18 protein-coding genes are annotated in these 25,236 nt (G+C 64.8%); 13 read left to right on the top strand and 5 right to left on the bottom strand.

All coding sequences use genetic code 11. The features are described 5' to 3' along the window. The 12 genes from CH274_RS29315 to CH274_RS17855 form a co-directional block, all read left to right on the top strand. The coding region (locus tag CH274_RS29315; RefSeq protein ID WP_179275798.1) for a hypothetical protein at positions 1-260 on the top strand (260 nt) is incomplete at its 5' end. After that, on the top strand, positions 257-1,774 hold the full coding sequence (locus CH274_RS17905; RefSeq protein WP_094658379.1) for an SCO6880 family protein: 1,518 nt from the start codon (positions 257-259) through the stop codon (positions 1,772-1,774). The genes CH274_RS29315 and CH274_RS17905, both read left to right, overlap by 4 nt. Position 1,775: 1 nt before the next feature. Next, a complete protein-coding gene (locus tag CH274_RS17900) occupies positions 1,776-3,551 on the top strand; it encodes a hypothetical protein (RefSeq protein ID WP_143546607.1) in 1,776 nt (591 codons plus the stop codon). 1 nt (position 3,552) lies between these two features. Next, positions 3,553-3,822, top strand: coding sequence for a hypothetical protein (locus CH274_RS17895; protein ID WP_094658377.1), 270 nt, complete (start codon positions 3,553-3,555; stop codon positions 3,820-3,822). A gap of 4 nt (positions 3,823-3,826) precedes the next feature. Further along, positions 3,827-5,449 (top strand): M23 family metallopeptidase, encoded by a 1,623-nt coding sequence (locus CH274_RS17890; RefSeq protein ID WP_094658376.1) that lies wholly within the window; start codon positions 3,827-3,829, stop codon positions 5,447-5,449. Between the two features lie 19 nt (positions 5,450-5,468). Further along, a complete protein-coding gene (locus tag CH274_RS17885; protein WP_094658375.1) occupies positions 5,469-6,176 on the top strand; it encodes a hypothetical protein in 708 nt (235 codons plus the stop codon). Further along, positions 6,173-6,721, top strand: a complete 549-nt coding sequence (locus tag CH274_RS17880; protein ID WP_094658374.1) for a hypothetical protein — start codon at positions 6,173-6,175, stop codon at positions 6,719-6,721. The genes CH274_RS17885 and CH274_RS17880 overlap by 4 nt, the downstream gene beginning before the upstream one ends. A gap of 11 nt (positions 6,722-6,732) precedes the next feature. Continuing rightward, the gene (locus CH274_RS17875; RefSeq protein ID WP_143546606.1) at positions 6,733-7,140 is read left to right on the top strand and encodes a hypothetical protein; all 408 of its coding nucleotides are present in this window, start codon (positions 6,733-6,735) and stop codon (positions 7,138-7,140) included. Beyond that, positions 7,140-9,104: a TraM recognition domain-containing protein gene (locus CH274_RS17870; RefSeq protein ID WP_094658372.1), complete on the top strand. Its 1,965-nt coding sequence runs from the start codon at positions 7,140-7,142 to the stop codon at positions 9,102-9,104. The genes CH274_RS17875 and CH274_RS17870 overlap by 1 nt, the downstream gene beginning before the upstream one ends. Beyond that, positions 9,094-9,933 carry a DUF4913 domain-containing protein gene (locus CH274_RS29310; protein ID WP_179275797.1) on the top strand — a complete coding sequence of 280 codons (840 nt, stop codon included), beginning with the start codon at positions 9,094-9,096 and terminating at the stop codon, positions 9,931-9,933. Before CH274_RS17870 ends, CH274_RS29310 begins: the two co-directional genes overlap by 11 nt. 30 nt (positions 9,934-9,963) lie before the next feature. Beyond that, a complete protein-coding gene (locus tag CH274_RS17860; RefSeq protein ID WP_094658371.1) occupies positions 9,964-10,743 on the top strand; it encodes a thermonuclease family protein in 780 nt (259 codons plus the stop codon). Between the two features lie 109 nt (positions 10,744-10,852). After that, positions 10,853-11,494 (top strand): hypothetical protein, encoded by a 642-nt coding sequence (locus CH274_RS17855; protein ID WP_143546605.1) that lies wholly within the window; start codon positions 10,853-10,855, stop codon positions 11,492-11,494. Positions 11,495-11,566: 72 nt separating this feature from the next. On the opposite strand, the gene CH274_RS17850 is transcribed toward CH274_RS17855, so the two are convergent. Together CH274_RS17850 and CH274_RS17845 are read right to left on the bottom strand one after the other, a co-directional pair. After that, the gene (locus tag CH274_RS17850) at positions 11,567-13,369 is read right to left on the bottom strand and encodes a hypothetical protein (RefSeq protein ID WP_094658369.1); all 1,803 of its coding nucleotides are present in this window, start codon (positions 13,367-13,369) and stop codon (positions 11,567-11,569) included. A gap of 78 nt (positions 13,370-13,447) precedes the next feature. Continuing rightward, on the bottom strand, positions 13,448-14,335 hold the full coding sequence (locus CH274_RS17845; protein WP_143546604.1) for a hypothetical protein: 888 nt from the start codon (positions 14,333-14,335) through the stop codon (positions 13,448-13,450). 77 nt (positions 14,336-14,412) lie between these two features. Between CH274_RS17845 and CH274_RS17840 the strand changes: the two genes are divergently transcribed. After that, a complete protein-coding gene (locus CH274_RS17840; protein ID WP_094658367.1) occupies positions 14,413-15,255 on the top strand; it encodes a hypothetical protein in 843 nt (280 codons plus the stop codon). Between the two features lie 24 nt (positions 15,256-15,279). Here CH274_RS17840 and CH274_RS29765 read toward each other — a convergent pair whose 3' ends face one another. The 3 genes from CH274_RS29765 to CH274_RS30080 all read right to left on the bottom strand — a co-directional run bounded on the left by CH274_RS29765 (position 15,280) and on the right by CH274_RS30080 (position 24,685). Further along, positions 15,280-16,020 (bottom strand): hypothetical protein, encoded by a 741-nt coding sequence (locus CH274_RS29765; protein WP_094658366.1) that lies wholly within the window; start codon positions 16,018-16,020, stop codon positions 15,280-15,282. A 296-nt stretch (positions 16,021-16,316) separates the two neighbouring features. Continuing rightward, the gene (locus CH274_RS17830; protein WP_143546603.1) at positions 16,317-17,255 is read right to left on the bottom strand and encodes a hypothetical protein; all 939 of its coding nucleotides are present in this window, start codon (positions 17,253-17,255) and stop codon (positions 16,317-16,319) included. Positions 17,256-17,287: 32 nt separating this feature from the next. Next, positions 17,288-24,685: a DEAD/DEAH box helicase family protein gene (locus CH274_RS30080; protein ID WP_094658364.1), complete on the bottom strand. Its 7,398-nt coding sequence runs from the start codon at positions 24,683-24,685 to the stop codon at positions 17,288-17,290. Positions 24,686-25,236 lie beyond the last annotated feature (551 nt).

Raw genomic sequence — 25,236 nt, 5'->3', positions numbered from 1 at the left:
TCGGCGGTGGTGGTGGTGGTCGCGGTGGTGGCGGCGGTGGTGGCGGTGCTCGCAGCCGGACATCCAGCGGTAATTCCGGACCCGCACGAGGCAACGTCGGTGGACGCAGCAGCGGGCGGCGGGTCCCGTCGATCTCGGGAGGCGTTCAGTCCGCCCGCGCCGGGATCTCGCGCGGCAGTCACTCTCTCGACGCCATGGCCCAGGACATAGCCGGCGATGTGCCGGGCCGCCCCTTCGCAACGAACGAGGTCATGAAGTGAGCACGACCACCACGCCCATGCGTCACCGCCAGACGTACATGATCGGCCCCGCACCGAGGGAATCGTTCCTCTTCGGGCTGAACATCGCCGCAAGCGTCTATCTCTTCGCCTGCGCGATCGTGGGCGTGTTCGCACTGTCGATCGCCGACAACAAGCTCTATGCCCTCGCCTTCATCGGAGTCATGGGCATTACCGCGTTACCGCTGATCCTGCGGTTCCAGCGCAAAACCATCTACCAGTGGGTCGTCCTGTACTCGCAGTGGCTGATCCACATGTCGAAAGGCGAGAACTTGTACCTCTCCGGACGTTTCTCCCGCGTTCCTGGCGGCACCAACCGCCTACCCGGCGTGCTCTACGACAGCGTGCTGCACGACGGATGGGTCCAGCATCAGTCCCGCCAGAAGTTCGGCGTGATCGAGATGCCCAAGACTCATCAGTTCACCATCGTCATCGAGTGCTGGCCGCAGGGCAACGAGGCCATCGACCAAGACGCAGTCGATACCTCGGTGTTTTCCTGGGGCGCGGCAGTCAACTTCATCTCCCAGACCGGCGACGTCGACGGGATCACCGTCGTGATCGAGAACGGCCCCGAGTCCGGCAATCGGCTCCGACGTGAAGTGCGGTCGATGGCGCATGGCGACGGCTTCTACGGCGGAGAGCTGCCGGCACGGATGATGCTCGAGTCCGCGGAGTACCTGGCCACCGGCACACCGCGTTTGTGGGCACGGGTGGCCATCACCTACAGAGCCGCCACCGCAAGTCGACGCAAAGACCCGGGCGAGCAGATCAAGGAACTGGCTCGCCGGATCGGCGGCGTGCTGACGGTGCTCAACGAAGCACAGCTCAACCCGCGACTGCTCGCATCGGAAGAAATCGTCTCGTTCGTCAAACACTCCTACACCCCGGCCGCATTGAACGATCTCGAGCTGTCGGAAATGAAGGGCGGGCACGATCTGGGGTGGGAGGACGCCGGCCCGCAAGCCCAGAAGGCGAATATCTCGAACCTCTTCCACGACGGCTGCTACTCCACGACATGGGAAATGGCCGAGCGCCCGAAGAACGCCTTTGTCGAGACCGTGCTGCGACCACTGCTCGACCCCAACCCCGACGTGCTGCGCAAGCGCGTGGCGATCTGCTACCGCCCCCATTCGCCGGCCGAAGCCGCGACCATTATCGGCCGCGACCTCAAACACGCCAACAGCGGCGTGAACCGACTGGGCAAGAACGGCCCCAGTTTCGAGGCGCAACAGCGCTTGAAGAGCGTCGAGGACCAGCTCGAAGAACAGGGCCACGGACACGGGCTCACCATGATCGGGGTGTTGGTGACGGTGACGACTCCGGACGGGGAGGACCGCCCGAAGGCCGACTCGGTCACCAAGGATCTCGGCACTCGATCCTCACTTCGCTTGCAGCGCTTGTGGTTCACCCAGGACACCGGATTCGCCGCAACCCTGGGGATCGGCGTCCTCATGCCCTCGCACACCAAGAACGTCGCAAAGAAACTGGGAGCGTGAGATGAGCATCAGACGCCCCTGGCGACGGGCTGCCAGCGCTGCCTCGCACCGCGACCTCGGCCGCACCGCAGCACAACGTCAGCGTGAACAGCACTGCAAAAGCGTCGATTCCGCCCCGGTGGCCGTCCTCGACGACAACGAGCGCCGCGAGCTCGAACGCGCCGCCGAATCGAAGAACATCGCCGTCTCCTGGCGGGCACGCCTGCATCTCGGGCGCGACGCTGCAGCTCGATCGAAGACCGTAGGCCACAGCCGCGACGCGGAGACACTGCGCGGCAACCACATGGGGCTCTCAGGACGCGGCGGCGGCAAAGCCGGACCCGTTCTGCCCCTGACCGAATTTCGCGCCACCACACTCCAAGCAGCCGGTATGTGGCCCTTCCCAGTCGGAGCCGGTGCACCGATCGTCGGCGTTCCGCTCGGTGTGCACCTCTACACCGGCGCACCGGTGTGCTTCGACCCGCTCTCGTGGATGACCCGCGCCCGATTCCTCCAGCAGCCCTCGATGATGCTGCTCGGCCTGCCCGGATTCGGTAAATCGACGCTGGCCCGCAAGATCATCCTCGGCCTGATCTACGCCGGAGTGTCCACCCTGATCATGGGCGACATGCGGCCCGACTACCGCAAACTCGTCGAAGCCCTCGGCGATCGAGGCCAGATCATCGACCTCGGCCTGGGCCGCGGGCAGATCAACCCCCTCGACATGGGACCGCTGGCCCAGATTCTGCCCACCCTCGATGCCGCCGACACCGACGCCGCCGACAAGACCGCGGCCCTGGTTCGCAAACGCATCGCCGGCGACCGCGTCCGCCGAGTCAAGACCTTGTTGCAGGTCACCCGCGGCAGCGCCCCGATCGACGACTTCGAGATCTCCGCCCTCGGGGCCGCGATCCGCCTACTCGAAGAACGCTTCACCGGTGCCGTCCAACCGCTGCTCTCCGACCTCGCGGACGTCCTCGAGGAAGGCCCAGACCCGGTACGGCGTGCATTCAAAGCCGACACCGACTCCGACTACCGAACCGGCTCGATGACACTGCGCCGTACCCTCAACGCCCTGATCGACGGAGAATTCGGCGAGGTGTTCTGCGGTCAGACCACCGTGCCGATCGACATCAACGCCGCTGCGGTCTGCGTCGACGTCTCCGGCATTGGTACCGCCGACAAGACCCTCAAAGGTGCAGTGCTACTGGCCTGCTGGGAGCACGGCTTCGCAGCTACCGACGCCGCGCACTACCTCGCCGACGCCGGATGCGGGCCTCGCCGCAACTTTCTGGTCGTCCTCGACGAGATGTGGCAGGTGCTGCGCGCGGGCGTCGGCATGGTCGACCGCGTCGACGAACTGACCCGCCTGAACAGGGCCTGGGGGACCGCACTGTTGATGTGCACCCACACCATCAGCGACCTCGAATCCCTACCCAACCCCGAAGACGTCGCGACCGCCAAAGGACTGGTCGAACGTGCCGGAGTGCTGGTGGTGGGCGCATTGCCGCGCAAGGAGATGACACGACTGTCCGACATCAAACCGTTCACCGACACCGAAGTCGCAGACATTACTTCCTGGTCGTCGCCGAAGGCGTTGACCGGTGAGGCCGGCGCTCTGAGCGCTCCACCCGGGCAGGGCAAGTTCATCGTCAAACTCGGTGAGCAAGGCGCACCGGGTATTCCGTTCCGGACCGTGCTCATGCCCTCCGAGATCGAATCCGGTGTCCACGACACCAACCACCGATTCACCTTTGTCGGCGACGACCTCGACGACGACTACGACGAGGTCGCGTGAGATGGCGAAACGGTTCTATACCAGCGAGTTTCGGGACAAGTGCCTCGCGCTCGTCGGGGAGCAGATGAAGACCGCCTCCTCACGCGAAGAGGCCGTCGTCGCTGTCGCTGCGGCACTGCAAATCCCGGTCACCACCCTGCGTAACTGGGTGCGCACCGAACGCGGTGCAGCACGCGTCACCCAGTTCCCCGCGGATACCGAACTGGCCGTCCGCGAGCTTCGTGACCAAGTGGCCATCCTGCAACGCGCTCTCGGCCGCGAAAGGATCTGAACCGGTGAAGAGCACCGCCGGCAAGGGGACGTTGGTCGGCGTCGCCCTGTTCCTTGCCCTGATCCTGGCGCTGGTGCTGCTGATCTTCCCCGACGACGACGAACCTAAAGTCGGGGATTGCCTGCCCGGCGGTGCACCGACCGCGGCGTTCCCCGCCGGCACCAAGGTCAAGCCGATGAAGGCCGGCACCTACCAGTTGACGTCCGGATTCGGTCCGCGTTGGGGCACCATGCACAAGGGGCAGGACTTCGGATCGGCTGCAGGCGAACCGATCTACGCCACCGCCGACGGTGTGGTGTCCAAGGCCGGACCGGCAACGGGGTTCGGGCAGTGGATCGTCATCGACCACAACATCGACGGACAAATCATCTCCAGCGTCTACGGACACATGTTTCCCGACGATCTCGAGGTGACCCCCGGCCAACAGGTCCACGCAGGCCAGGAAATCGCCAAAGTCGGCTACAACGGCGAAGTCTCACCACCTGGACCAGGAGGTGCGCACCTGCACTTCGAGATCTGGCAAGGCGGCCACGACGCCGGCGAAGCCGTCGACCCGGCCCCCTGGATCGCCGCAGCCTCCGAGCCCGACGCCCCCGTCGCGAGCCCAGCCACTCCGTCGCCCTCGCCCGCAGTACCGACCCCCGGCGGCGACCTCCCACCTCTACCGCCGTCAGTCGGGTCCGAGGAGCACTGGCAGGTCGACACCGTTCGCGTAGCCCGATCGGTTGCGCAGAAGTTCCCCGAGATCAAAACCATCGGTGGGTGGCGGCCGTACGACGCCTACGACGATCACCCCAGTGGCCGCGCCGCGGACATCATGATCCCGGACTACGACACCGGTGCCGGCAAGGAACTCGGAGATCGGGTCGTCGAGTACCTGATGGCCAACAAGACCGAGCTGCACATCGAATACATCATCTGGCGCCAGACTTACATCCCCGCCGAAGGCTCCTCGAACCAGATGGAGGACCGCGGCTCCCCCACCCAGAATCACTTCGACCACGTCCACGTCACCACCGCCGGCGGCGGGATGCCCGACGCTCTGACCACCTACGGCTCCGCACCGGGCGCAGCAGGCAGCCCAGGGGCCGTCCCGACCCCCTGCGGGGTCAACCCCGCGGCGAGCGGCGGCGAAGCCGACCTCGCCCCCGGGAAAGTGCCCCCGGAGTTCGAGCCGTGGGTGATCAGAGCCGGCAACACCTGCCCACAGATCCGCCCACCCGTGATCGCCGGACAGCTCAAGCAGGAATCGGGCTTCAACCCCCGCGCGGTCAGCCCGGACGGAGCCGAAGGACCGGCGCAGTTCATGCCCGGCACCTGGCCCGGCTACGGGCGCGACGACGACGGCAACGGCTCGGTCTCCCCCTACGACATCGGAGACGCAGTCATGGCCCAAGGCCGCTACATGTGCGAAATCGCCAGCCAGGTCGACGCCGGGATCGCCAACGGCTCCATCTCGGCCCCCAACGGCCCCCTCGAGCTGTATCTCGCCGCCTACAACGCAGGGTTCGGCGCGGTGCAGTCCTCCGGCGGATTCCCCACCGGCTCACCGGACTACGTCAACCAAACCCGCCCCTACGCCGACCTGATCCAGCAGTACGCCACCGAGTACGCCTCGATCGCCTGAGCACACGACACCGACCGACATGACAACGAAGGAGATAGCCGACATGGCCAAACGACGCAGCACCCACAACTCGGTAGCCGCATGGGAGACCGCGAAGAAGGCAGTCAAGGAACACCTCGACGACCTACGCGCACTCGAGACCCACGGCGAGCTCTATGCATGGGCGAAAGAGCACGAGCTCGCCGTCCCAGGCCTGTTCCCGAAGTTCAAGACCGAACTGTCCAAACAGCTCGGGATCGACTACGACGCACTGCGCGAGCAGGCCTACGCCCAGCGCAGAGAGCAGATCGCCGCGGCCGCCGCGGATGGGCCGGTACTCGAGATGTGGACCGCCGCCGACGACGAGGTGTCCTCGTTCGCGATCTGCGGACCCGAAGGAGCCGTCGTCACCTACAACACCTTTCACCCCGAGGACAAGATCTACCGCAACGGCGACCAGGTCTCGGCCGACCGTTCGGTGGCGCAGCACGCGGTGTTCGTCGCAGGCCAGGCCCGCGAAGAGCTCGACGTCGAGGCAGTCCGGCTGATCCTGCACGTGCTCAACCACGAAGTCGGGGCCGACGACCCTGCTCTGGAGCGAACGGCGCTGCGAGGCCGCGTGCACGTGAGCTTCGAAATCGACCAGGACAACCCAGCGGCGGAGTGGTGCCGCGAGAACGGCTACAAGTCGTGGCGAGAGACAAATCTGACCACCCTCGTCGTCGACGACGAACGGATCGCAGGATGAAACGCGGGCAGCTCATCGTGGTCAGTGCGGTGCTGATCCTCGTCGTGGCCGTCGCCGCCGCCGTGATCACCCTCGTCAAATTCAGCAGCACCGACGAGAGCCACGACCCGGCGACCGACGCCCACGTGCACCTCGACGACGACCGTAGTTCCGATCCGGACGCAGTCGCCGAAGCGGCACTGGCGGCGATGTTCTCGTGGCAACCGGCCATCGACCCCTCCCCCGCTGCCGCCGTCGGACGAGCTCAGCGCTGGCTCGGCGGTCAGCTTGCCGCCGACGCTACGCAACCGACCGCGACCGGGATCCGGCCGCTGCCGCAGTGGGCAGGATGGAGTGACTCCGGGGACATCGTCACCGCCACAGCACAATCAGGCGATTCGATCACCGCCTCCGACACCCGGCAGGTACTCGAGGTTGCTCTCACCCAGACCGTCCTGCACCGCGACGGAAGCACCACCCCATACAGCAACTACCGTGTCCGGGCCGTCGTCGAAAAGAACTCCGACACATGGCAACTGACCGAATACAACTTGGCACCGAAATGAGGACGTGGGTCATGACAAGAGGCATCATTCATTCGGATCCGAGCATCGTGATTTCCGGAACCGATCACATCGCACTGTTTCATTCGTTGATCTCCTGCATGACGCTCGCCGTGATCACACTGGTTGCGGCGCTGTCGATCTGGGCCCTCACTGCTCCTCTCTGGTTGCTCCGTCGTCCGGGGGCACGGATCGTGGCGACGTCGTTCACAGTCGCGGTTCTCACCGGTGCAACGGCCACGGCACGGACAGCCCTCGACGCGCCCGGCTATTGGGCATCAATGGCGTACCTGACTCCACTCTTCACGGTGGGAATGGTCGGTGTGATCGGACTTCGCAAAGGTGTTCCTTTCGGCCCTGCATCCCGCAAACGGAAAGCCGACACCCTCATCCAGGACCCGATCGCAGGGAAGGCGCTCTGATGGCGCAGACACGTAGATCCGGAACCGGCGCACGATCGCAGGAGAACCTTCTGCAGGCGGTGCTGCTCTGCATCGGCCTGGCCGTGGTAGTCACCCTCGTCTTGTCCTGGTGGGCAGGAACGTTCCTCGCCGGCGGCGACCCCAGCGGCAATCCCATTCAGGGGGTATTCGAGTCCTTCACCGGCCAACGCCCCTGGCCGTGGCAGTCGACGGCCATCGCCGTGGCACTGGTGGTGGCGATCATCGCAGTCTCCCTGCCTATCGCGGTCCGGCGATCGAAGGGACGCGCCGATGTCGACCGAGCCGCGCGCACGATGGTGGCACCGAACAAGCTTCGCGGCGTCTCCCCGAAGGAATCGCACCGTCTGACCCCCCAGTTCGACAGGACCGACCCCCGGTCGTGGGGATTTCTGATCGGTGTGACCGTGTTGGGGAACAAGCCGGTGTACCTGTCGTGGGAAATGGTCATGGTCGCCCTGGCCGGCACCCGAATGGGAAAGACCGTCGCTCTTGCGGTGCGCGCGACCTTGGCAGCACCGGGGGCCACGATCGTGACCAGCAACAAGCCCGACCTGTACGCCGCGACGCGCCTCGGACGCGAACGGTACGGGCGGGTGTGGGTGTTCGATCTGCAGGCGGTCAGCGGATCGGTGCAGCTCACGTTCTGGTGGAACCCGCTCAAGCACGTCACCACCCTTGCTCAGGCCCGCAAGCTCGCCTCCTTCTTCGTGTCCGCGTCGACGAAGAAGGACGCCAAGACCGACGGTTACTTCGACGGTGGAGCTCAAGAGTTGCTCGCCCTCTACTGCCTGGCTGCGGCGTCGGCCGGCGGTGATCTTCTGCACGCGGTGAGTTGGCTCGGCCGCGATCAGGACAGCACCCCCGCACAGATCCTCGATGCGTTCGACAAGAAACGCGCCGCGGCCCGAGTCCGTGAGGCGCAGGGCCTGACCGATCGCCAGCGCGACGGCCTGTTCGACATGGCGCGCAGATTCCTCGACATCCTGTCCGACGACGAGTACGCCCAGGCCGTCACACCGCCTGCGCGGGCGATCATCGAGGTAGACGCGACGGACAAGACCGTGGCCCCGCGCGTGAACACGCGGTACGAGGAGCCGCTGCACGATCGCCTCGAGTTCGATCCGCGGGCGTTCGTGGCCAGTACCGACACCCTCTATGCACTCTCGCTCGAGGGTCCGGATTCGGCGGCACCGCTCACCACCGCTTTGGTGGGGCAGATCTTCGACGAAGCGACCGCGCTGGCCTCACGGACCCCGGCTCGCACCTACGACAAGCAGATGCCGCGGTGGTGGCCGACCAGGATGTGGCAGCCCACCATTCGCACTCAGGGAGGCCGGCTCGACGTTCCGCTGGTTGCCGTTCTCGACGAGGCCGCGAACACCGTGCTACTCCGTCAGTTGCCTGACCAGTACTCGCATTTCGGTGGCCGTGGAATCATCCCGATCGCGATTCTGCAGTCGCCACAGCAGGGTGCGCGGGTGTGGGGCCGCGACGAGTTCGATTCGATGATTGCCGGTGCCGTGCATTTCTACGGCGGCAACATCAAGGACAAGCAGTACCTCAGCGATCTGTCCGAGCAGATCGGTTCGCACGAGGTGCAATCGACCACCCGCAGCAACGGCCAAGGAAGCCGCAGTACGTCGCAAAGCTGGCAGGAACGGCCCATACTCCCTATCAACGAATTAGCATCCCTCTCGAAATACCGTGCCATCGTGGTCTTTCCGGAGAATCCGCCCGTTCTGATCAAGAAAGTCTGGTGGACCGAAACCGACGACGCCGAGATGATCACCCAGTCCATCATCGACTACAGCGGATCCGCCGAGCAGGCGAAAGAACTGCTCGACGGTCCGTTCAACATCGACTACGAACCGGACCACGACGACGTCGACGAGTACGAGCTCGAGGACTGGAACCGATCGGCGGTGAGCATCGATGGACGATGAATTCGACCTCGACGAGGAACTGGATCTCGACGCCGAACCGGAGGTCGAGCCCGCGTACGAGTCGGTCGAGGACTGGGTTCAGCATTACCTCGCACGAGTGATTCAGCGTCGGATCAGTGACCGACCTGGCCACGGGCTGACCTGGGATGCCCGGTGGTGGCGGCATGGCGAAGCGGTCGCCCGCCTGACCGCTCTGTGGTGGGCCTGGGAATCTGCCCGCCGTGCGGTCGAGGACCGGTCGGCGATGTCGGGATGGTGGGTCGAGCATTGCGAACCTCACCTGCGGATGCTCCTCGACGGCGTCACCGGGCCGATGAGCGGTGCCGACGACACCGGCACCTGGGGCGGCTACGGACCTCTGACGTGCGAGCCGGTTCCCGCAGGCTGGGTCGCGGACGATCTGGCAGACCTTCCTCATGAGCATCCGGTGCCGATCGGGGAGGACGCCGACGAGCTACCGGCCCCGGCGTTTCTGCGGCTCGAAGACTTCGTGGAGAAGTACCTCAGCCACGTCATCAACCGCAAGATCGACGACAAACCCGGCCGTGGACTGTCCTGGGATCGGCGCTGGTGGCAACACCAGGAGGTCGTGTCGCGGCTCAAGGCCTTGTGGTGGGCGTTCGAGGAGGCACGCAGTTCGCCCGACGATCCGGCGGCGATGTCGAGCTGGTGGCTTCGGCACTGCGACCCGCAGATGCGGGTGCTTCTCGATGGTGAATCGGGACCGATGAGCAACGCCGACATCGACGGGAGCTGGCCTGGCCATGGCACTCTGCTCATCGCCTACCCACCGGAGGGCTGGCAGGCACCGAAGCATCTGACCCCCTGACAAGCAACACCTGACACCGAAGGCCTCCCCATGAGAACAGCACCTGCACCCGCATTCGAGCGCCCGGCTACGCCTGGCGACCGGCACCGACTACGGGCATCGATCGCCTTGACGGCGATCATCTGGTGGCTCGCCTGGTCGATACCCGTCGCCGAGTGGGTGCTGTCCTCTGCGGCGAGTGTCTCGACCGATAGCGGCAGACGTGACGCCGCCAACGATGCTGTGGCGCAGGGATGGTGGGCGATCATCACCCTCGTCGTAGCGCTGTCGATCGGAAGCCTTATCGCCGTGGTCACCGCTTGCGTGTCGGTGGCCATTCTGACGGGATGTATCCCTGATGACGCACGGTCGACCACCGCGTCCGGATCGGAATCTTCTGGGGTGGTCGAGCGAGTGGTCGACGGGGACACGATCGAGGTGCGCCTGGCCACCGGTGGCGAGCCGATCCGGGTCCGCATTCTCGGGATCGACACTCCCGAGACAGTCAACCCCGACACCGACGTGCAGTGCTGGGGGCCGGAAGCCAGTGTCTGGGCACGCCAACAGCTCGACCACAGGGCCGTCACGCTCATCTCCGACCCGGTGGCGGACGCCACCGACCGGTACGGTCGCGCCCTGCGGTACGTCGTCCTCCCGGACGGTAGCAATTACAGCATCGTCGCCGCTGGTGCGGGAATGGCCCGCGCCTACACATACAAGGGCCAGCAGCTCTCCGAAGCGGCGAATATCGTTGCCGCGCAATCGACAGCACAAGACGGCGGTGCTGGCCTCTGGGGACCGCCGTGCCACGGGCGAACCGTTCCCAACTGACACCCCACTCAGCTGGGCAACCCCTCGACGTTCTCGATTCTTGTTGCCGGGCCGATACTGCCGGTCGAGCGCTATTGTCAGCGCACGAAACAGGGAGGGGCAACAATCGATGACAACACCGGGGCACCCATCACACAAAGGCCGCAACTGGGTGGGCGGCATCGCACTCGCATTGGGGATCATCGCGGCAGTGAGTCAACTACTGGGCATCCCAGGGCAGGTCAAGGACCTCTTCGGGTCGGAAGAGACGCAAGCTCTAGACCCTGGCTCGACCACCACAGTCACCATGGCCCAGGCGACCGCACTGTCGACGACAACCGCTGGACCCACGACAACCTCAGTGACTACGCCACCCCGGACGACCACGCAGTCGTCAGCGCCCGCTGCACCGGCAGCGGCGACGGTCGTCGACCACCTCGACGTCTACATCAAGGTGCTCGCCGGAGAAAAGCTCGGACCGGACCTCTATGCGACCTCGGGCACGGGCAAATTCGGTCTCGGTTACGGGTGGACTGGAACGACGAACGGGGCCGAAGTGAAGACAGACGCATGTCAGATCACCATGCAGGTCACCGGGCCCGAGGACTTTCCCGTTCAGCGCAGTGCCCAGTGCTCGAAGCAGCCCGGCGGTCCCTTCAGCGGCGGCGACAACTCCGAGGGCATCACTGTTTTCGGGACGTACACGATCACCGTGACAGACGAACTGACGGGCACAGTCGGACAAAAAGCGTTCACCGTTACGGCAGGCTGACCGCAGGGGCCCCGATACGACTGCAGCAACGCTCTGAAAGCGGTGGCCCGTTTCGAAGGTCCGTCGGCCAGCTCAGATCGTGTCGTCGACATCTTCGGGGGTAGCGGCTATCAATGTCCGTAGTTGATCGATCGAGATGTCCAGCGAGGCTTCGTCTCCGGTGGTTACCGCGTGATCGATCAATCGTTCGCGTACCCCGTAACCGAAAGTTCGGATCGTGATGCCGTCGCTGGCTTCGAGAAGCCGGCCGATGTCGCGACCGAGCGGGGTCGGTCCGCTCCCATAGCCGAAACTCCATCCGTTGAACCGGTTCTCTTCGGGTCTCGGCATTGGTTTCAGCGGACCGTCGGGCTCGCGGAGAAACACTGCGGTGTGCCCGGATCCGGTAGAGCTGGCGACGATGTGGGTGCCATCGGGAATGCGATCGACGGCATGAGCGAACCACGGCCACATGATGATCATGCGATCGAGCTCGTTGTAGGAATTTCGGTAGCGCGCCATCAAGGTACCGTCGGCTGCGGTACGAAACCGCGGTTCTGCTTCCAGGAGATTGACTGCCTTACTGAGCCTGCGGAGCTCCGCACAGTCGTGGACACCTTCGGTCCCGTGACGCCAGTACTCGTCGAGCACCGGGGAGACGTCGAACCTGGTGGGTTCGGTCGCCGGGTAGGGAGGAAGCGGCTGCACTGGTTCGTCGCTTTGGTAGGACCGCAGCCGATAGACGTTGTAGACGGTGTTCATCGCGGTCTCGAGAGCCTTCGCAAGCTCCTTGTTTCGGTGCCCGTCGTCGACGGCGTACTCACCGACTGCGCTGAGCCAGACACCCAAACCTGACCAGCAGGAACGCAATTCGTCCACGGTTGGGTCGGGTGGGCCGGACAGCGGTCGCCAGTCGAGGTCGTCGAGATTATCGACAGTAGGGTCGATCGCACAGTGGTCGGTGTCGAACGCACTGCCCCCGTGGCGCATCGCGCTCCGCCATTGCGGCTCACGATGGGTTTCGTCGTTCTCCAGGATCATGTCGAGGCGTTCCCACATCGTGCGCAAGGCTATTTCGCTGGTGGGATCGTCATAGCGAGGGTGTTGCTGAGACCGCCGCAGTGTCACCATCGCCTCAGCGAGTGGGCGAATCTCCGGAGCATCGACAACGACCGGAACGGGTGCATTCGTGGCGGCAAGTTGGGCGATGTTCTCCGGTGTGGCGAGCTCGTTGGTCGGGAAATGCCGCACTGTCTGACCTACGAGTGCGTCGATGGTCGCCATCGGCTCATCCAGCTCGATGAGCGTCGTGTCGACCATCTGATCGAGATCGCGAGTGGCTCTGCCCCTCAACGTGTCCCACCATGAAGGTCGAGGCATATGCTCGTCCGCCCGGGTGACGAAGACATGGTTGTACGCCTTGATCCCCGTGATGTCGTTGCAGTATGTGTTGATCCAGTAGGCCCCCAGGTAGTCCCCGTCGAGGTAGGTCGCTGCCACGGCCGGCAGTACGTAACTCTCGAACCGCCATCCCGAGAAACCACTCGAGCCTGCTACGGGGCCGGTCAGGACTACCGTCCGCGTCGAAGAGCGCCAGATCCGTAGGTGCACTTGCTCGGAGTCATCACCGCGGCCCGCCCCGATCGTGGTGATGATGTCGACGACGAGCGGCAGCGGTGATGTAGCGGGTGTGGCGGTGGTGGCCACCCCTGAGGCCGAGTCATGGCCGCGAGTAGCCCTTTTGTACACCTCGATCTCGCCGATGTCGTAGAGCATGGTTCGCGGGCCGATGACCCGGCCGGTGATCGCTCCATCGAGGGTGAGCTGGCGGATTCGAGCCGAGCTTACGCCGAGCATGCCCGCGGCCTGTGCGGTCGAGATGAGGGTGGACGACATTCTCGAACGCTAACACAGCGGATGCGTTAAGGAAGGACATTGCTTGCGTTATCGCAAATGGTCTTGCTTGATGCGCATCTACCGCCAACGCGTCCGCCACGGCTGCTGTGGCGGTTTCTTTCTCCATCGTGTCCGCCATGACTGCGGTGGTGTCTCGAACTTCCGGGAGGATTGGGCGTGCCGCTCTCCTTTGACCCGGATGTAGGCGTGCATACCGAGATCCTCGGGGTCTTCTTTCCGGGCCGATGCCACCTGACCAGAGCTAACTGGGTAGTAGTGACGTACGCCGTCGACGAAGGTTTGTTCGACAGCCATGACCAGCCTCAGTTGTCTGTCGAGCTCGTCAAGCCAGTCTTCGACACTGAACTTGATATCGGGAAAGCCCGGTGGACGCGGGGTGTACGCGCTGGGAGGTCGATCGCCCCCGTCCTCGAAGTACGTGCGCAGCTGATTCAGCAGGCCGGCGACAGACTCGACGTAGCTGAGCATGTGCCCTTCATCGAGAACGAGGCGCGCGTAGAAGGCTGCAGCTTCGACGTCGGTAAGAGCTTGCTGCACATCTTTAGACAGCAGCTCGAGCTCGGAGGACGGGATTCCTTTGTCGAGCCCTCCCTGATGCCGAGCGACGGCGTCGAATGCCGACAGTGGTCGGCGGACTGCAACTACCGCTGCCCAGAGATCCGCCACGGCCCGGGCCGCTTGGCGGTTGACCGTGAATGTTCGGTCCGTTCTGTTCGTGAACAGTGCTACCGACACTGCCGCTGCGGTGAGGATCGCACCTACCCACGCTGCTGCCGACCCCACCGCGCCGACCGACCAGCCCCAGAACACGGCCACAACGGACAGCACGACGCCTACAGCACCTGCGGCAATCGCCAAAGTCCCCATGTGTTTCGTGACGACAGCGACCAGGCTTTGCGCGACCCGCCGGCACTTGAATCCGATTCCGGTATTAGTCGCCATCATCGAAGTATCGCCTGCGTCTGTTGCACCGCGCGGGCGCTTCCCAATCAACTTTCCCTACTGGCTGTTAGCGTCGCGCAATGGTCGTAACCGTTCCAGAGAAGACGCTCGAACACTGGATCAGCCAGTACATCGCCAACCGGTACGCGGGAAGCGCAGCGCTCTGGTGGCCGACCCGCGGCGAAGACATCGACGTCCGCTCACTTCCCATTCGACCGGGCAAAGCGATACAGCTCGAAGTGAAGACCTCCACCCTCATCAACACAGGTCGCCACGACGTACGGATCGACCTCGAGCAGCTTCAGAACTATCGGAGTCAGGCGCTCGCTCTGCAGCCCTTCTATGTGTTCCCGCTGCCTTACTGGCGAGGTACCCTCCGGGAAGATGCGCAACATGCGGGTTACGAGGTGACCGAAGGGGCGTTCAAACGCAGTGGATCACCGCAGTGGTTCGGTCATTGGATGGTCGTTCTGACCACTGAACAGGTCCATGCGGCAGTGAATCCGCAGCGCGGCGACCCCAAAACGAAGGTGTTGGCCAGAGTCCGAGTGAGCGCCCGCGGAATGCCGCGCGTGGAGTGGCCGAACGCGGGCGGGTCAACACCGTCGTTCGTTGGTTGGTCGGACTTCTGGGACATCCTTGGCCGGTGTGGCCGAGGGGACTGGCCTCAACTGGTGCGGATACCGAGGTGGCTCATCAACGACGGTCAGACCTACACCCACGATGAGATGCTCGAACTACTTCAGATCGCTGCGGCAGAGTTCGATGGTGGTTCGCAGCAGTCGCTGGCGACGTTCTGGAGTGGGGACAAGGAACGTTTTGTCGCAGCTCCCGACGGCGAGGTAGTGCCGGCTGATTTCGACTTCAGCGACGTCGTGGAGGAACACCGCCAAATCGTGTTCGTCGATGCCCGTAACTTCTAGTGAGAGCTCCCGCGCCTTCGAGACCTAGAGTTCGACCGGGCAGCGACGCTTCACCTCGATGACTCGACTTAGACCTGCGCACCAATCTCGCACTTCGGGGCTGATGGTGCCCAAGAGACGGAGCGCGTCATTGTGCCTGGCTGTGATGTTGACAGAAAGTAGAGGTTCCATGTGGGACACCCGATTTCGTAGTCCGTGGAGCCTCTGCGCACGCGAGGAGATGACTACGCCCTTGGCGTCGTTGACAGCGTGCGGAAAGGAGTGCCGCAAGGCCTGATTCCACAGAACCTGCCGCGCGACGTAGTTCGTGTCGGTTCGGTCGCTTGTCGGCAGTAGCTTTGGCCACATACCGAAAGTGAGCTGTGCGAGCAGGTCATCGTGTGAGACGGCCGCACCCCGGCGAGGATGAGTGGCATGACGGGCAAGGTCGGCCTCGTCGGCGTGCTTCTTTGCTGTTCTCCGCGCGCCTCTGGTCATCGAGTTCAGTGGTTTCGCTGGATCGATCAGCCAATCGGGGCTGCACTGGGTTCCGCTGCGTGGCTCGACCTGTTTGCGGTTCCAGATCCTCAACTGCGCGTCGATTGCGTTACGCAGAGCGACCTCGGTCACCGCTAGAACGGGCTGAAACGCTGCTGACATCGCGAGATTCCACTTGTACAGCTCCAAAGCTTTATGCGGATCGTTCCCACATTTTGCCTGGTAGGGGGCCATACGAACTGGGTGGATCAGTCGGTTGACCGCAATGATGGTCTCACGCTTTGGCATGCGGCTCCTTCTTTGCTAATATCACAGCAGATACGAGGACAAGGTCCCTCGTGAAAATACATGGAGTTCCCCCCGCGGCAGCTAGGCCGTGGGGGTTCTTCATTTCGAACCCTGGCCCACGCGGTAAGTGTCCCTCAAATGACCATGTCAGACTGCGCGCTTCTCGGGTGGAACAACGCAGATGTAGTTTGTCGTGTCAGGCCGGGCGCGCCCAAGACCCCGCTGGCATCCCCCTTCCACACCGCAGTTGACGTCTAGATATGCCGCCGGGCACTTCACCGCTTTCAGCGTTCGGATCAAAACGGAGCAGTAGGTGCTGCGAGATCGACTCGCTGCCCCCACAGCCGTTCGTAGTGATCGAGCAACTCGTCGAGCATCCGGTCGATCTTCGACGATCGGAAAACGCACCGAGCGGGCTCCCAGCCCCACGATTTCTCGTTCTCCGGGTCGTGGGTGAACACATCCCACACGGTGACAACTGCTTGTACACGCGAGGTGCTGCCGAAAAAAGACTCGAACACTTCGGCCGCCTCTGCCTGATATCGCGCATCGGTAGCCCATGCGTGCGGCAACTTCAGGAAAATGGAGCCGGTCCCACCAACAGGTAGTTGTCTCCGCGCACCTCGGATTGTGTTCAGCAGACCGTTCTTCGAGTAGGGACCCTCATCTTGCTTCGTTTTCACTTCGATCGACCACTTGAGATCGGGTACGCGAAACCAAACGTCAATGTCGTAGTCGTCGCCCTTGACGTTCCGCTCCCCCCGTAAATCGATCAGCAACCTCGGCATGCTGACCAGCATTCGCACTACGTCGGCCTCGAAGGCAGCCCCTTCGAGGTCTCTCCTCGACAGATTTGCGCACATTCGTTCGTAGAAGTCCTCGTCGCTGAACTCGAAGAGACGGCTAGCGAGTTCATGTAGCCGCAGGTAATGCTGAGCCGCCGTGGCTACGTCGAGCGGAGCGTCCCTACGCAAGTATTTCGCCCCGTTACCCGGCTTTTCGTCGGCATGGAACTGCGCGTTGGCCATGACCCACGCTCTGCCGAGGTGCTGCCCAATGACGTCCTTGAACAGCTCGATGTCTCGCGCAAAGCGTGATGAGTTGGGTAGCTCCTCGTCGAGTTGGCGACGAAGCTGGTCGATCGCATCGCAGCGCGCTGCCCACCGCCGGAAATCGGCAGCTTGCTCGTCCAGCGTTTTCCTGCGTGGAAGCGGGCGAACCGGGCCGTCTGGCATCAATTCAGATCCCCTTCTCGTTTCGCCACTGTTCACAGTTCAGGGCCCCGGTCTCGGCCCGGATCGACATTCGGGTTCGGCCGGTCCTGCGCACGGGGCTTCGCCTTCTGCCGATTGAGCATGGATTTGAGCGACGGCGACGAACCGACCTCTGAGGAGCGTTCTGCTCCGGCCGAGTTTTCGCTGTTCGATTCCGGCTCCGCGTCGAGCTTCCGCATCGCATCGTCGGCGGCGTAGCGCGCGGCGTCGCGGCGTTCTTCGAATCCGGAGGTCGTGGTGCCGGGTCCGGTCCATGCGGTCCAGTGCCAGGTGCGGTCGGTCCACTGGATCGCCGCTCCTGGTGCGCCGCTGTCGCGGTCCGCTCCGCGTTGAAAGCGCGACCCGTCAGGCGATTTCGGCTTCCACGGGTCGTCGGCGCGGCGTGCTTCTCGCTCGGCTTGGGCTGCGGCCCACTTTTCGGCGAAGGCCTGCATTCGCTCGGGGACGGACTCGACGAGTGCTGCGCGGCTGCTGTGTTGGGTGTCGGCGTGTGCGGGGGTGGGGTTGAGGTCGAGGCTCCATTTCGGGTACAGCCCTTGCGATCGGCGCCGGTCGAGATCGCGGCCTCGCTCGGTGAGCGCTTCGGGCGAGTTCTCCCGGGCGTTGACGTCCGCTTTGAGTTCGGCAAGCACATAGCGGGCCTGGGCGAGTTCGTCGGTGCGCGTGAAGGTTCGGTCCTCCTGCGAAGTGAGCTCGGTCAGTCTCCCGGCGATGTGCGCGCGGTCGGCATGAGCTGCGGTCGCACGCACGGGCAGCTCTTTGATCATGTTGCGCATCTGCTGAAGGATCCCGCGTGCGGCGGTGGCACTGGACATCGCTTCAGTGAGCTTGCGGTGCTCGACGTACCGTTTCGGGCCTGCTGGTATAGACAGTTCGAGCTGGTCGTTGACCGGGCGGTAGGTGCCGGCAATCGCAACGCCGGCGATCTCCGCGAACTCGCTCGGTCGTCCGCTCTTGACCGCTCGCATGTCGATGTAGGTGGTCTGCAGGACGTTCTGCAGCGCGTCGACGAGCGATTCGGTGTCGTCGTCGGCGGCGGTCCGTTGATCGATAGTGATCATCTTCTCGGCGCGGTCGTCGATGTCGAGCCACGCTGCAGCGCGGTCGGCATTGGCCTCGACAGTGGGCATGTCGGCGTCGAGGCGCTGGGCGGCGCGGTCGAGGCGGTCGATGGCCGCGCGGCGGGAGGCGTTCGCGTTGGCGATCATGGTCTGTTCGGATTCGAGCGCGTCGACGTGCGCCTGCTGCTCGATCGCGCGGACGTAGACGGGGTCGCCGGTGGCGGCGGCCTTGGTCTGCGCGGCCGACAGGGCGATGTCGCCGCCGACGTCTTCCATCGTGTCCGGGATCTCGCCTCCGCGTAGCTGCTGGACGGAGTGGGCTTTGCGTTCGATGATCTGCCACATAGTGGCGTCGTAGGACCGTCGGGCGACGATGTTGACCACGTCGACCTCGCGGTGGACGTTGCCCTGCCGGATGATGCGCCCGAACCGCTGCTGCATGTCGGCTGCGGTCCACGCGGGATCGAGGGAGATGAGCTGCTTGAGTAGGCGTTGGGCGTTGACCCCGGTGCCGAGCTTGGGTGTCGAACCGATCAGCACGCGAACCTTGCCGACGCGGCAGTCGGCGAAGAGCTGCTGCTTCTGTTTCGGTGTCGGGTAGTCGTGAATGAACACGACCTCCGATCGCTCCATTCCTCTGTCCACCAACGCTTCTCGCAGGCGAGCGTAGAGGCTCTTGTCCCCCGCCCCGCCGGCCTTGGGGGTGCCGCGGTCGCAAAAGACCATCTGGAACACCCCGCGGGCGTCGGGGCCGTGCCGGTCGGCGGGGGTGAACAGGTCGCGGTGCTCGAGGTGGGTGTTCCAGAGCAGATCCGCTGCGACGGCGACCCGGTCGTGTTCGGGTTCCGGTTCGGGCAGTTTCGCTAACGTCGGATGCAGGGAGGCGTTGCGGCCGTCGTTGGAGATCTTCAACGCGTTGTCGACGTCCATGCTGCGTCCGGAGGTCGCGGCCATGCGTTCGTCGAGATCGAACATGAAGTCTCGGACCTGCGGTGCGAGGTCGAATTCGACGACCAGCGGCTTGCCGGTGCGCATTCGCGGCAACTCGACGGGGATCTGGTCCTCGGTGACCACGTCGCGGAACTGGTCGACCATGGCGATCAGTTGCCGCAGGTTCTGGTACTCGGCCATCCGCGAGATCGGCCGCAGTGAGGTACCGGTGATGTTCATTTCGACGGTGGTGCGCTGTTTGGCGAATGTCTGTGCCCAGGCGTCGATGTGGCCGATGCCGGCGGCGTCGAGCAGATCGGGGCGCAGGTAGCGGTTCATCACCCACAGCTCGGACAGGGAGTTGCTCACCGGTGTTCCGGTGGCGAAGGCGATCGCTTTCGCGGGGGCGTCGGGTTGCCCGGATTCGACGTTGCGCAGGATGGCGCGGTCGCGTAGCCAGCGCGCTTTCATCTCCAGGTCGGAGGCGCGTTGCGATCCGTCGGGCAGGGACAGGTCGGCGGAGTTGGAGGTGCGGGCGAGGTTCTTGTAGTAGTGCGCCTCGTCGACCCACAGGAAGTCGCAGCCGGACTGCTCGAATGTCAGACCGGTGTCGGATGCTTTGGAGGACACCAGTTTCTGCTGTTTGGCTTGTTCGCGTTTGAGAACACGTTCGATCTGTTTGACGGTGTGCTCACCGCCGGTCTCCTTGGCGCGTTCGAGGCCTTCACGTAGTTCCATCATGCGGGTCTCGATGTAGGCGAGCTCGGTGTCTTTGCTGACGGCGATCAGCTTCATCACCGATTCGGGGACGATGACCATGTCCCAGTCGGTCACGGCGGTTTGGCCGATAAAGCGTTGCCGGTCGCGGGGCCCGGACAGGTCGCCGCCGACGAGCACTTTCGCGGCCGGGTAGGCATCGCGAACCTCGGCGGCCCACTGGTCGACGAGGTGGTTCGGCACGACCACCCACGGCTGGCGTTTGTGTCCGAGTCGGCGCATCTCCATGCAGCTGATGGTGATGGTGAGGGTCTTGCCCGATCCGACGCAGTGATCGAGCAGGATCGTCTCCCCGTGAGTCAGACGTTGTTCGGCTTGGCACTGGTAGTAGTACGGAATGTAGTTGGGGTTCAGGCCCGGGTACTGCTTGTGCTCGGTGGCGAACTGGGGTTTGACGAACCGGTTGAACCGCCCGTTGTATACCTCGGTGAGGTGCTCGTAGCGGGCCGGATCGGACCAGAGCCACTGCACGAACTTCTCTTCCAGCCGAACGGCGCGATTGCGCAGGTCGGTGGTGTGTTTGGGGTGGAATCGCGGTTTGGGCTCGCGGTCGAGCTCGCTCTCGGTCTTGAGCACTTCGACGGGCTTGTTATTTGCGATCGCGGTGAACAGCTCGAGTCCGGAGTAGCGGCCGGCGATGCCCCACGGGTCCTCGTAGCCTTGCGGGTCGTCCCAGTTCGGGGCCGAGCTGGTCTCGAACTGCCAGGTCGCGTTGACCGCGGCGTACGAGACGGTCAGCTCGTCGGGGTCGATCCCGAACTCCTGGACCAGGAACTGCTTGTGGTTGTCGACTCCGACCCATTCCGCGCCGGGGCGCACACCGATGCGCGCGGGGTCGGCGTCGGGTGGCACGACGGCTTCGAGGGCGTCGACGACGCCGGTGTAGACGTCGGGGTTCTCGGCTTCGGCGACGCGGGCGCGGGCGAGTTTGCTGCGGACGTCGCCGGCGAGGAATTGGCCGGCGACCTCGTAGGTACTCGGATCGGTGAGTGAGGGGTAGATCTTGCCTCGGGCTCGGTCGAGTACGTCCTCGACGTCGGTATCGAGCAGCTCGGCCACCCGTTCGGGGTCGATGCTGCCGCGTTCGTCGAAGGCGATGGCGATCGCTTCGTCGATGCCGGCGGCGCTGGTGGCGCGTTCGGTGGTGAAGGTGACGTCGGTATCGAAGATCGAGGTCTTGGTGCCCTGCTCGGTCTCGTCGTCGAAGAGTTCGAGCGAGCGGACCATCGCCATGCGGGGGTCGTAGCTGATGGCCCCTTGCAGGTGGTGGCGGCTCTTGCGGGGCCCTTGCGGCGGTGTGCGTGCCTTCTCCAGCAGTGCTTCGGTGACCTCGGTGGGCATCTCACCCCCGTAGGGGGGTAGATCGAGGTCTGCGAGGTCGTCGGGGTCCACCCCTCGATCGAGGGCGGCCTGCCCGGCTGCGTCGATGCGCCACTGCGCTTCGAGGGCGGTGAAGTTCTCGGCGGTCTTCTCGGGGCTGTTCTCGGTGGCGTGGTTGGTCCACTTGAACCGGTTGATGAAGCCGTATCGGTTGGTGTAGTCGGTGTATTGCCGATCGAGCTTCTCGCGCAGGTCTTGTCGGTGTTCGGGGGTCGAGTCTGCGGCGCGCGCGCTGTCACCGATGTCCAGGACGGTATCGCCCATGGCGAGCAGTCGTTGCCACTGATCGTTGATCTCGCGGCCCTTGGCGGGGGTGAGAACCCATCCGGCACCGACCTGGTACTGCTCCCACCGGGAGCTATGGGCGTCGAATCGCAGTGTGCCGGGGATGGTTCCGGTATCTGTCCCGGAGTCGGTGTGCAGGCCTGCGGTATCGAGCTCGTGATGCTGGGTTCGATCCGGAGCCGAAGCGGTCATCGCCAGGCCCGAGTCCAGGGCGTCGTCGACGATGTTCTCCAGCGCCCGCGTCAGCAGGGCTGGTATGGATTGCGATTGCGGAGCAACGACTTTCATCGTGGTCGAGCCGTACATTCCGGAACCGACTTCGACGGTGCCCAGGATGCGGTCTCGGTGCCGGTTGAAGTACCGGTTCAGGTGGGCCGGTGCGGTGCTGTCTCCGTTCCCAGTGGGAAGGGTGACTTGGGCGACCTCAGTCCACAGCGTGGTCTGTTCGGTGGCCTCGCGGCCCGGCTCTCGCCTGCGAAAGATCAGCACGTCGGTGAGCACGTCGGTGGCGGCCTGGCGACGATGCGCGGCCGACGGTAGCCGGACGCCGCCGACGAGGTCACCCAGGGCGGCGATCTCGCGCCGCGCGGCCGGGCGCACCGAATCGGAGGTGAACGTGCTGGTAATGACCGCGACGTACCCGCCGGGGGCGGTCAGGTGCAGGGATTTGATGATGAAGTGGTTGTGGATCGAGCGACTGTTGGGGTTGTGAATGTCGTCGTAGACCGGATAGTCACCGAACGGGACGTTGCCGATGGTTGCGGTGAAGGTGCCGTCGGCGGCGAACGCTGCCTCGAATCCGTGGTTGCGGATGTGCTGGTTCGGATAGAGGTGATGGGCGATCGCTGCGGTGATGGGGTCGAGTTCGACGCCGACCATCTTCGTTCCGGTGGGGGCGAGACCGACGAAGTGTCCACTGCCGCAGCCTGGTTCGAGGACGCGGGCACCCTCGGGCAGACCGGCGCGTTCGACGGCGCGCCAGAGGGCGGAGGCGATGGCGGGGTCGGTGTAGTGGGCGTTGACGGTGCTCAGGCGGGCTGCGGCGTAGTCCGGGGCGCTGAGCAGGGTGCGCAGTTCCTCGCGCTCGGGCTCCCATTCGGTCTTGGCGGTGTCGAATATCTGCGGCACGCCGCCCCATCCGGACCAGCGAGCGAGGGTGTCTTGCTCGGTAGCTGCGGCGGGGCGGGACTCGGTGGCCAACCGCTGGACGATGGCGAGGGCGTCGAGGTTGACGCGGGCTCGGGCTTTGGCTCCGGATGGGACGAGAACGTGCGTGCCGAGAACAAAATCGACTGCGGGAGAAGCATGTCGGGCTGAGTCGTCGGCGGAGTCGATCCCGCCACCTAACGGTTCCCGGCTCGGTTCGCCCGCGTCGACGCCGGCAGGTTCGGTGGCGGTCTCGGGTTCGGGCGTCGCTTCCGGTTCGGTCGTGGTCTGGGGTTCGGGTTCTAGCGTGACGGTGTCGGAGACGGCGGCATAGCGGCGGGCGGTGTCGGCGCTGATGTAGACGGTGGAGCCGTCGGGGCGTTTGGCGGCGATGAGACTGTTGCTGCGCCACAACGGGCTGGTGAGGGGTTCTCCGGTCTCGTACTGGGGCACCTCGACCGGCGCAGCGTGTATCTCGCGGGGTGTGGCGGTGTCGGCGGAATCGTCGGCGGGAAGCGATGTTTCGGTGGCCGCAGCGGCGTGCCTGGCAGCATCGGTGCTGGCGGCGGTGGTGTAGCCGTGGATGAAGTCGGCGCGGATCTGTGTGGCGTCGACGCTGTCGGAGGGCAGGGATTCGAGTGCTGCGCCGACGACGGGGTCGGCGGAGGGATCGGGCGCGGCGAAGGGCGCGCGCGGGTCGTAGGCCCGGCGGCCGCGATCGTCGAAGTCGACGATCGCAGCAGTGGCGGCATTGTCGAGCTCGTTCTGGGCGAGGTGCTGACGTGCAGCTTCGTCGGTGGTCTCTGGCCCTGTGGTGTCCGGCTCTGTGGGGTCTGCCTCGAGTGCCCGGTGGTGGGTCTGCCAGAGCAGGTCGACCAGCTCGTGGGGAAGTGCGTCGAGGCGGGCAGGATCGGCCAACAGCGATTGTGCGGCGCCGGTGAGCGCGGTGTCGGTGTCGTCGATGCCCACGAGGGCGTCGAGCATGACCGTTTTCGTCCGTGCCAGAGCCCACGACTGGAACTGGGCGAAGGTGTTCGATGACGCCTGAGCCGAGACGGTCAGATCCGCGTCGGCGAGGACGGCGGCGCGGATGCGCTCGGTGAGTACCTCGTGTGCCGACGCCTGCGGGGGTGCCGGCGGCGCTGCCTCGTCGGTGCTGCGCAGCAGTGGCAGCTCGCTGGCGAGGATGGCCTTGATGGAGCGGTCGGCCTCGGCTTTGGTCAGGCGCGCGTCGACGGTGTCGGCGGGTAGTCCGGATCGGGCGAGCAGCGTGCGCAGGGTGTCGAGTTGGCGTCCGGTGGCGGGGTCGTTGGCCCAGGTCGGCGGCGTGCGGCGTTGCGCGGCGTCGGCGCGGGCGACGGCGCTGTGGTTGATCGAGGCGGGATCGATCCCGGCGGCGCGCAGGGCGTTGCCGAGCTGCCCTTCGGCCGCGCGGGCGCGCTCGTAGTCGGCGAGCAGTCGGGTGCGCCGGTAGGACAGGTCCGAGATCCGCTGTGTCAGTGCCTCGATGCCGTCGCGGTTGTCTTGCTGGCGTGCGCGTTCGAGCGCGCGCTCGGCGTTGTCGAGGTGCTGCCTGAGACGGCCTCCTCGGTGCAGAATGTCGGCGGTGGCCGTGTGGGCGTCGACCCACTGCGCCCGAAGGGTCAGAAGGGAGTCGCGCCCGGCGTCCGGTCCATCTCGTCGAGGATCAACGTTTCGAGCTCCGCGGCGATCGGATCGCTCGCTGTGGTCGGCGTCGGCTGGTTGTCGTCGAGTCGTTGCTGGATCAGCGCCTGGGCGAGCAGCAGGAATCGACCCGGGCGGTCCATCCACACCCGGTCCACGATCCGGCTCGCCAGCGGCGAGATGTCCACCGACAGTGTCGTCCAACGCATCTCGTCGCCCTTGTTCTGCGCGCTCTGCAGGTGCGCTCGGCGCTCTTCCTCGATCACTGCGTCCGTGGAGATCACCCGTTGGTAGATCTCCTCGGTCACCTGCGGGTACAGGTGTTCCTCGAGGATCTTCGATCGTGCCGAGTGCCAGGCCGTGGTCATCAACGCCACGGTCGTGGGGTAGTCCGGTGTCACTCCCGGGTTCTCGGCCCGCCACCGATCCATCAGGAAGCCGTGGGCGCTGTCCCCCACCGTTTCCTCCACCAGTTGGGTCAGTCGTGCCGCTTCGCGTTCGATCTGTTCCTCGCGTACGGCCTCGGGCAGGTCCGGATCGAGTCCGATCCACTCCCCCCAGATCCTGCGCACTTCGTCGCGGATCCGCAGATCCACGTTCATCTCCGGTTCCGACATCGTCGGTCCCCTCTCCGATCGAAAACAGGGACGGTTGATCCTGGTCGTCACGCGCCATGGTCGCTGCGCCCCCGCTCGGTG

Origin of the sequence: Rhodococcus sp. 06-418-5, from assembly GCF_002258285.1 — a bacterium.
In the GTDB taxonomy this organism is placed as follows: domain Bacteria; phylum Actinomycetota; class Actinomycetes; order Mycobacteriales; family Mycobacteriaceae; genus Rhodococcoides.
Note: the sequence above shows the minus strand (reverse complement) of the source record. Positions and strands in the feature narration are given on the sequence as shown.

Bases quoted from the DNA above. Each gene is read 5' to 3' on its own strand.
- CH274_RS17845 (WP_143546604.1), bottom strand. From the start codon at position 14,335: ATGATGGCGACTAATACCGGAATCGGATTCAAGTGCCGGCGGGTCGCG.
- CH274_RS17885 (WP_094658375.1), top strand. From the start codon at position 5,469: ATGACAACGAAGGAGATAGCCGACATGGCCAAACGACGCAGCACCCAC.
- CH274_RS17855 (WP_143546605.1), top strand. From the start codon at position 10,853: ATGACAACACCGGGGCACCCATCACACAAAGGCCGCAACTGGGTGGGC.
- CH274_RS17880 (WP_094658374.1), top strand. From the start codon at position 6,173: ATGAAACGCGGGCAGCTCATCGTGGTCAGTGCGGTGCTGATCCTCGTC.
- CH274_RS29310 (WP_179275797.1), top strand. From the start codon at position 9,094: ATGGACGATGAATTCGACCTCGACGAGGAACTGGATCTCGACGCCGAA.
- CH274_RS17860 (WP_094658371.1), top strand. From the start codon at position 9,964: ATGAGAACAGCACCTGCACCCGCATTCGAGCGCCCGGCTACGCCTGGC.
- CH274_RS29765 (WP_094658366.1), bottom strand. From the start codon at position 16,020: ATGCCAAAGCGTGAGACCATCATTGCGGTCAACCGACTGATCCACCCA.
- CH274_RS17850 (WP_094658369.1), bottom strand. From the start codon at position 13,369: ATGTCGTCCACCCTCATCTCGACCGCACAGGCCGCGGGCATGCTCGGC.
- CH274_RS17870 (WP_094658372.1), top strand. From the start codon at position 7,140: ATGGCGCAGACACGTAGATCCGGAACCGGCGCACGATCGCAGGAGAAC.
- CH274_RS17875 (WP_143546606.1), top strand. From the start codon at position 6,733: ATGACAAGAGGCATCATTCATTCGGATCCGAGCATCGTGATTTCCGGA.
- CH274_RS17900 (WP_143546607.1), top strand. From the start codon at position 1,776: ATGAGCATCAGACGCCCCTGGCGACGGGCTGCCAGCGCTGCCTCGCAC.
- CH274_RS17830 (WP_143546603.1), bottom strand. From the start codon at position 17,255: ATGCCAGACGGCCCGGTTCGCCCGCTTCCACGCAGGAAAACGCTGGAC.
- CH274_RS17895 (WP_094658377.1), top strand. From the start codon at position 3,553: ATGGCGAAACGGTTCTATACCAGCGAGTTTCGGGACAAGTGCCTCGCG.
- CH274_RS17840 (WP_094658367.1), top strand. From the start codon at position 14,413: ATGGTCGTAACCGTTCCAGAGAAGACGCTCGAACACTGGATCAGCCAG.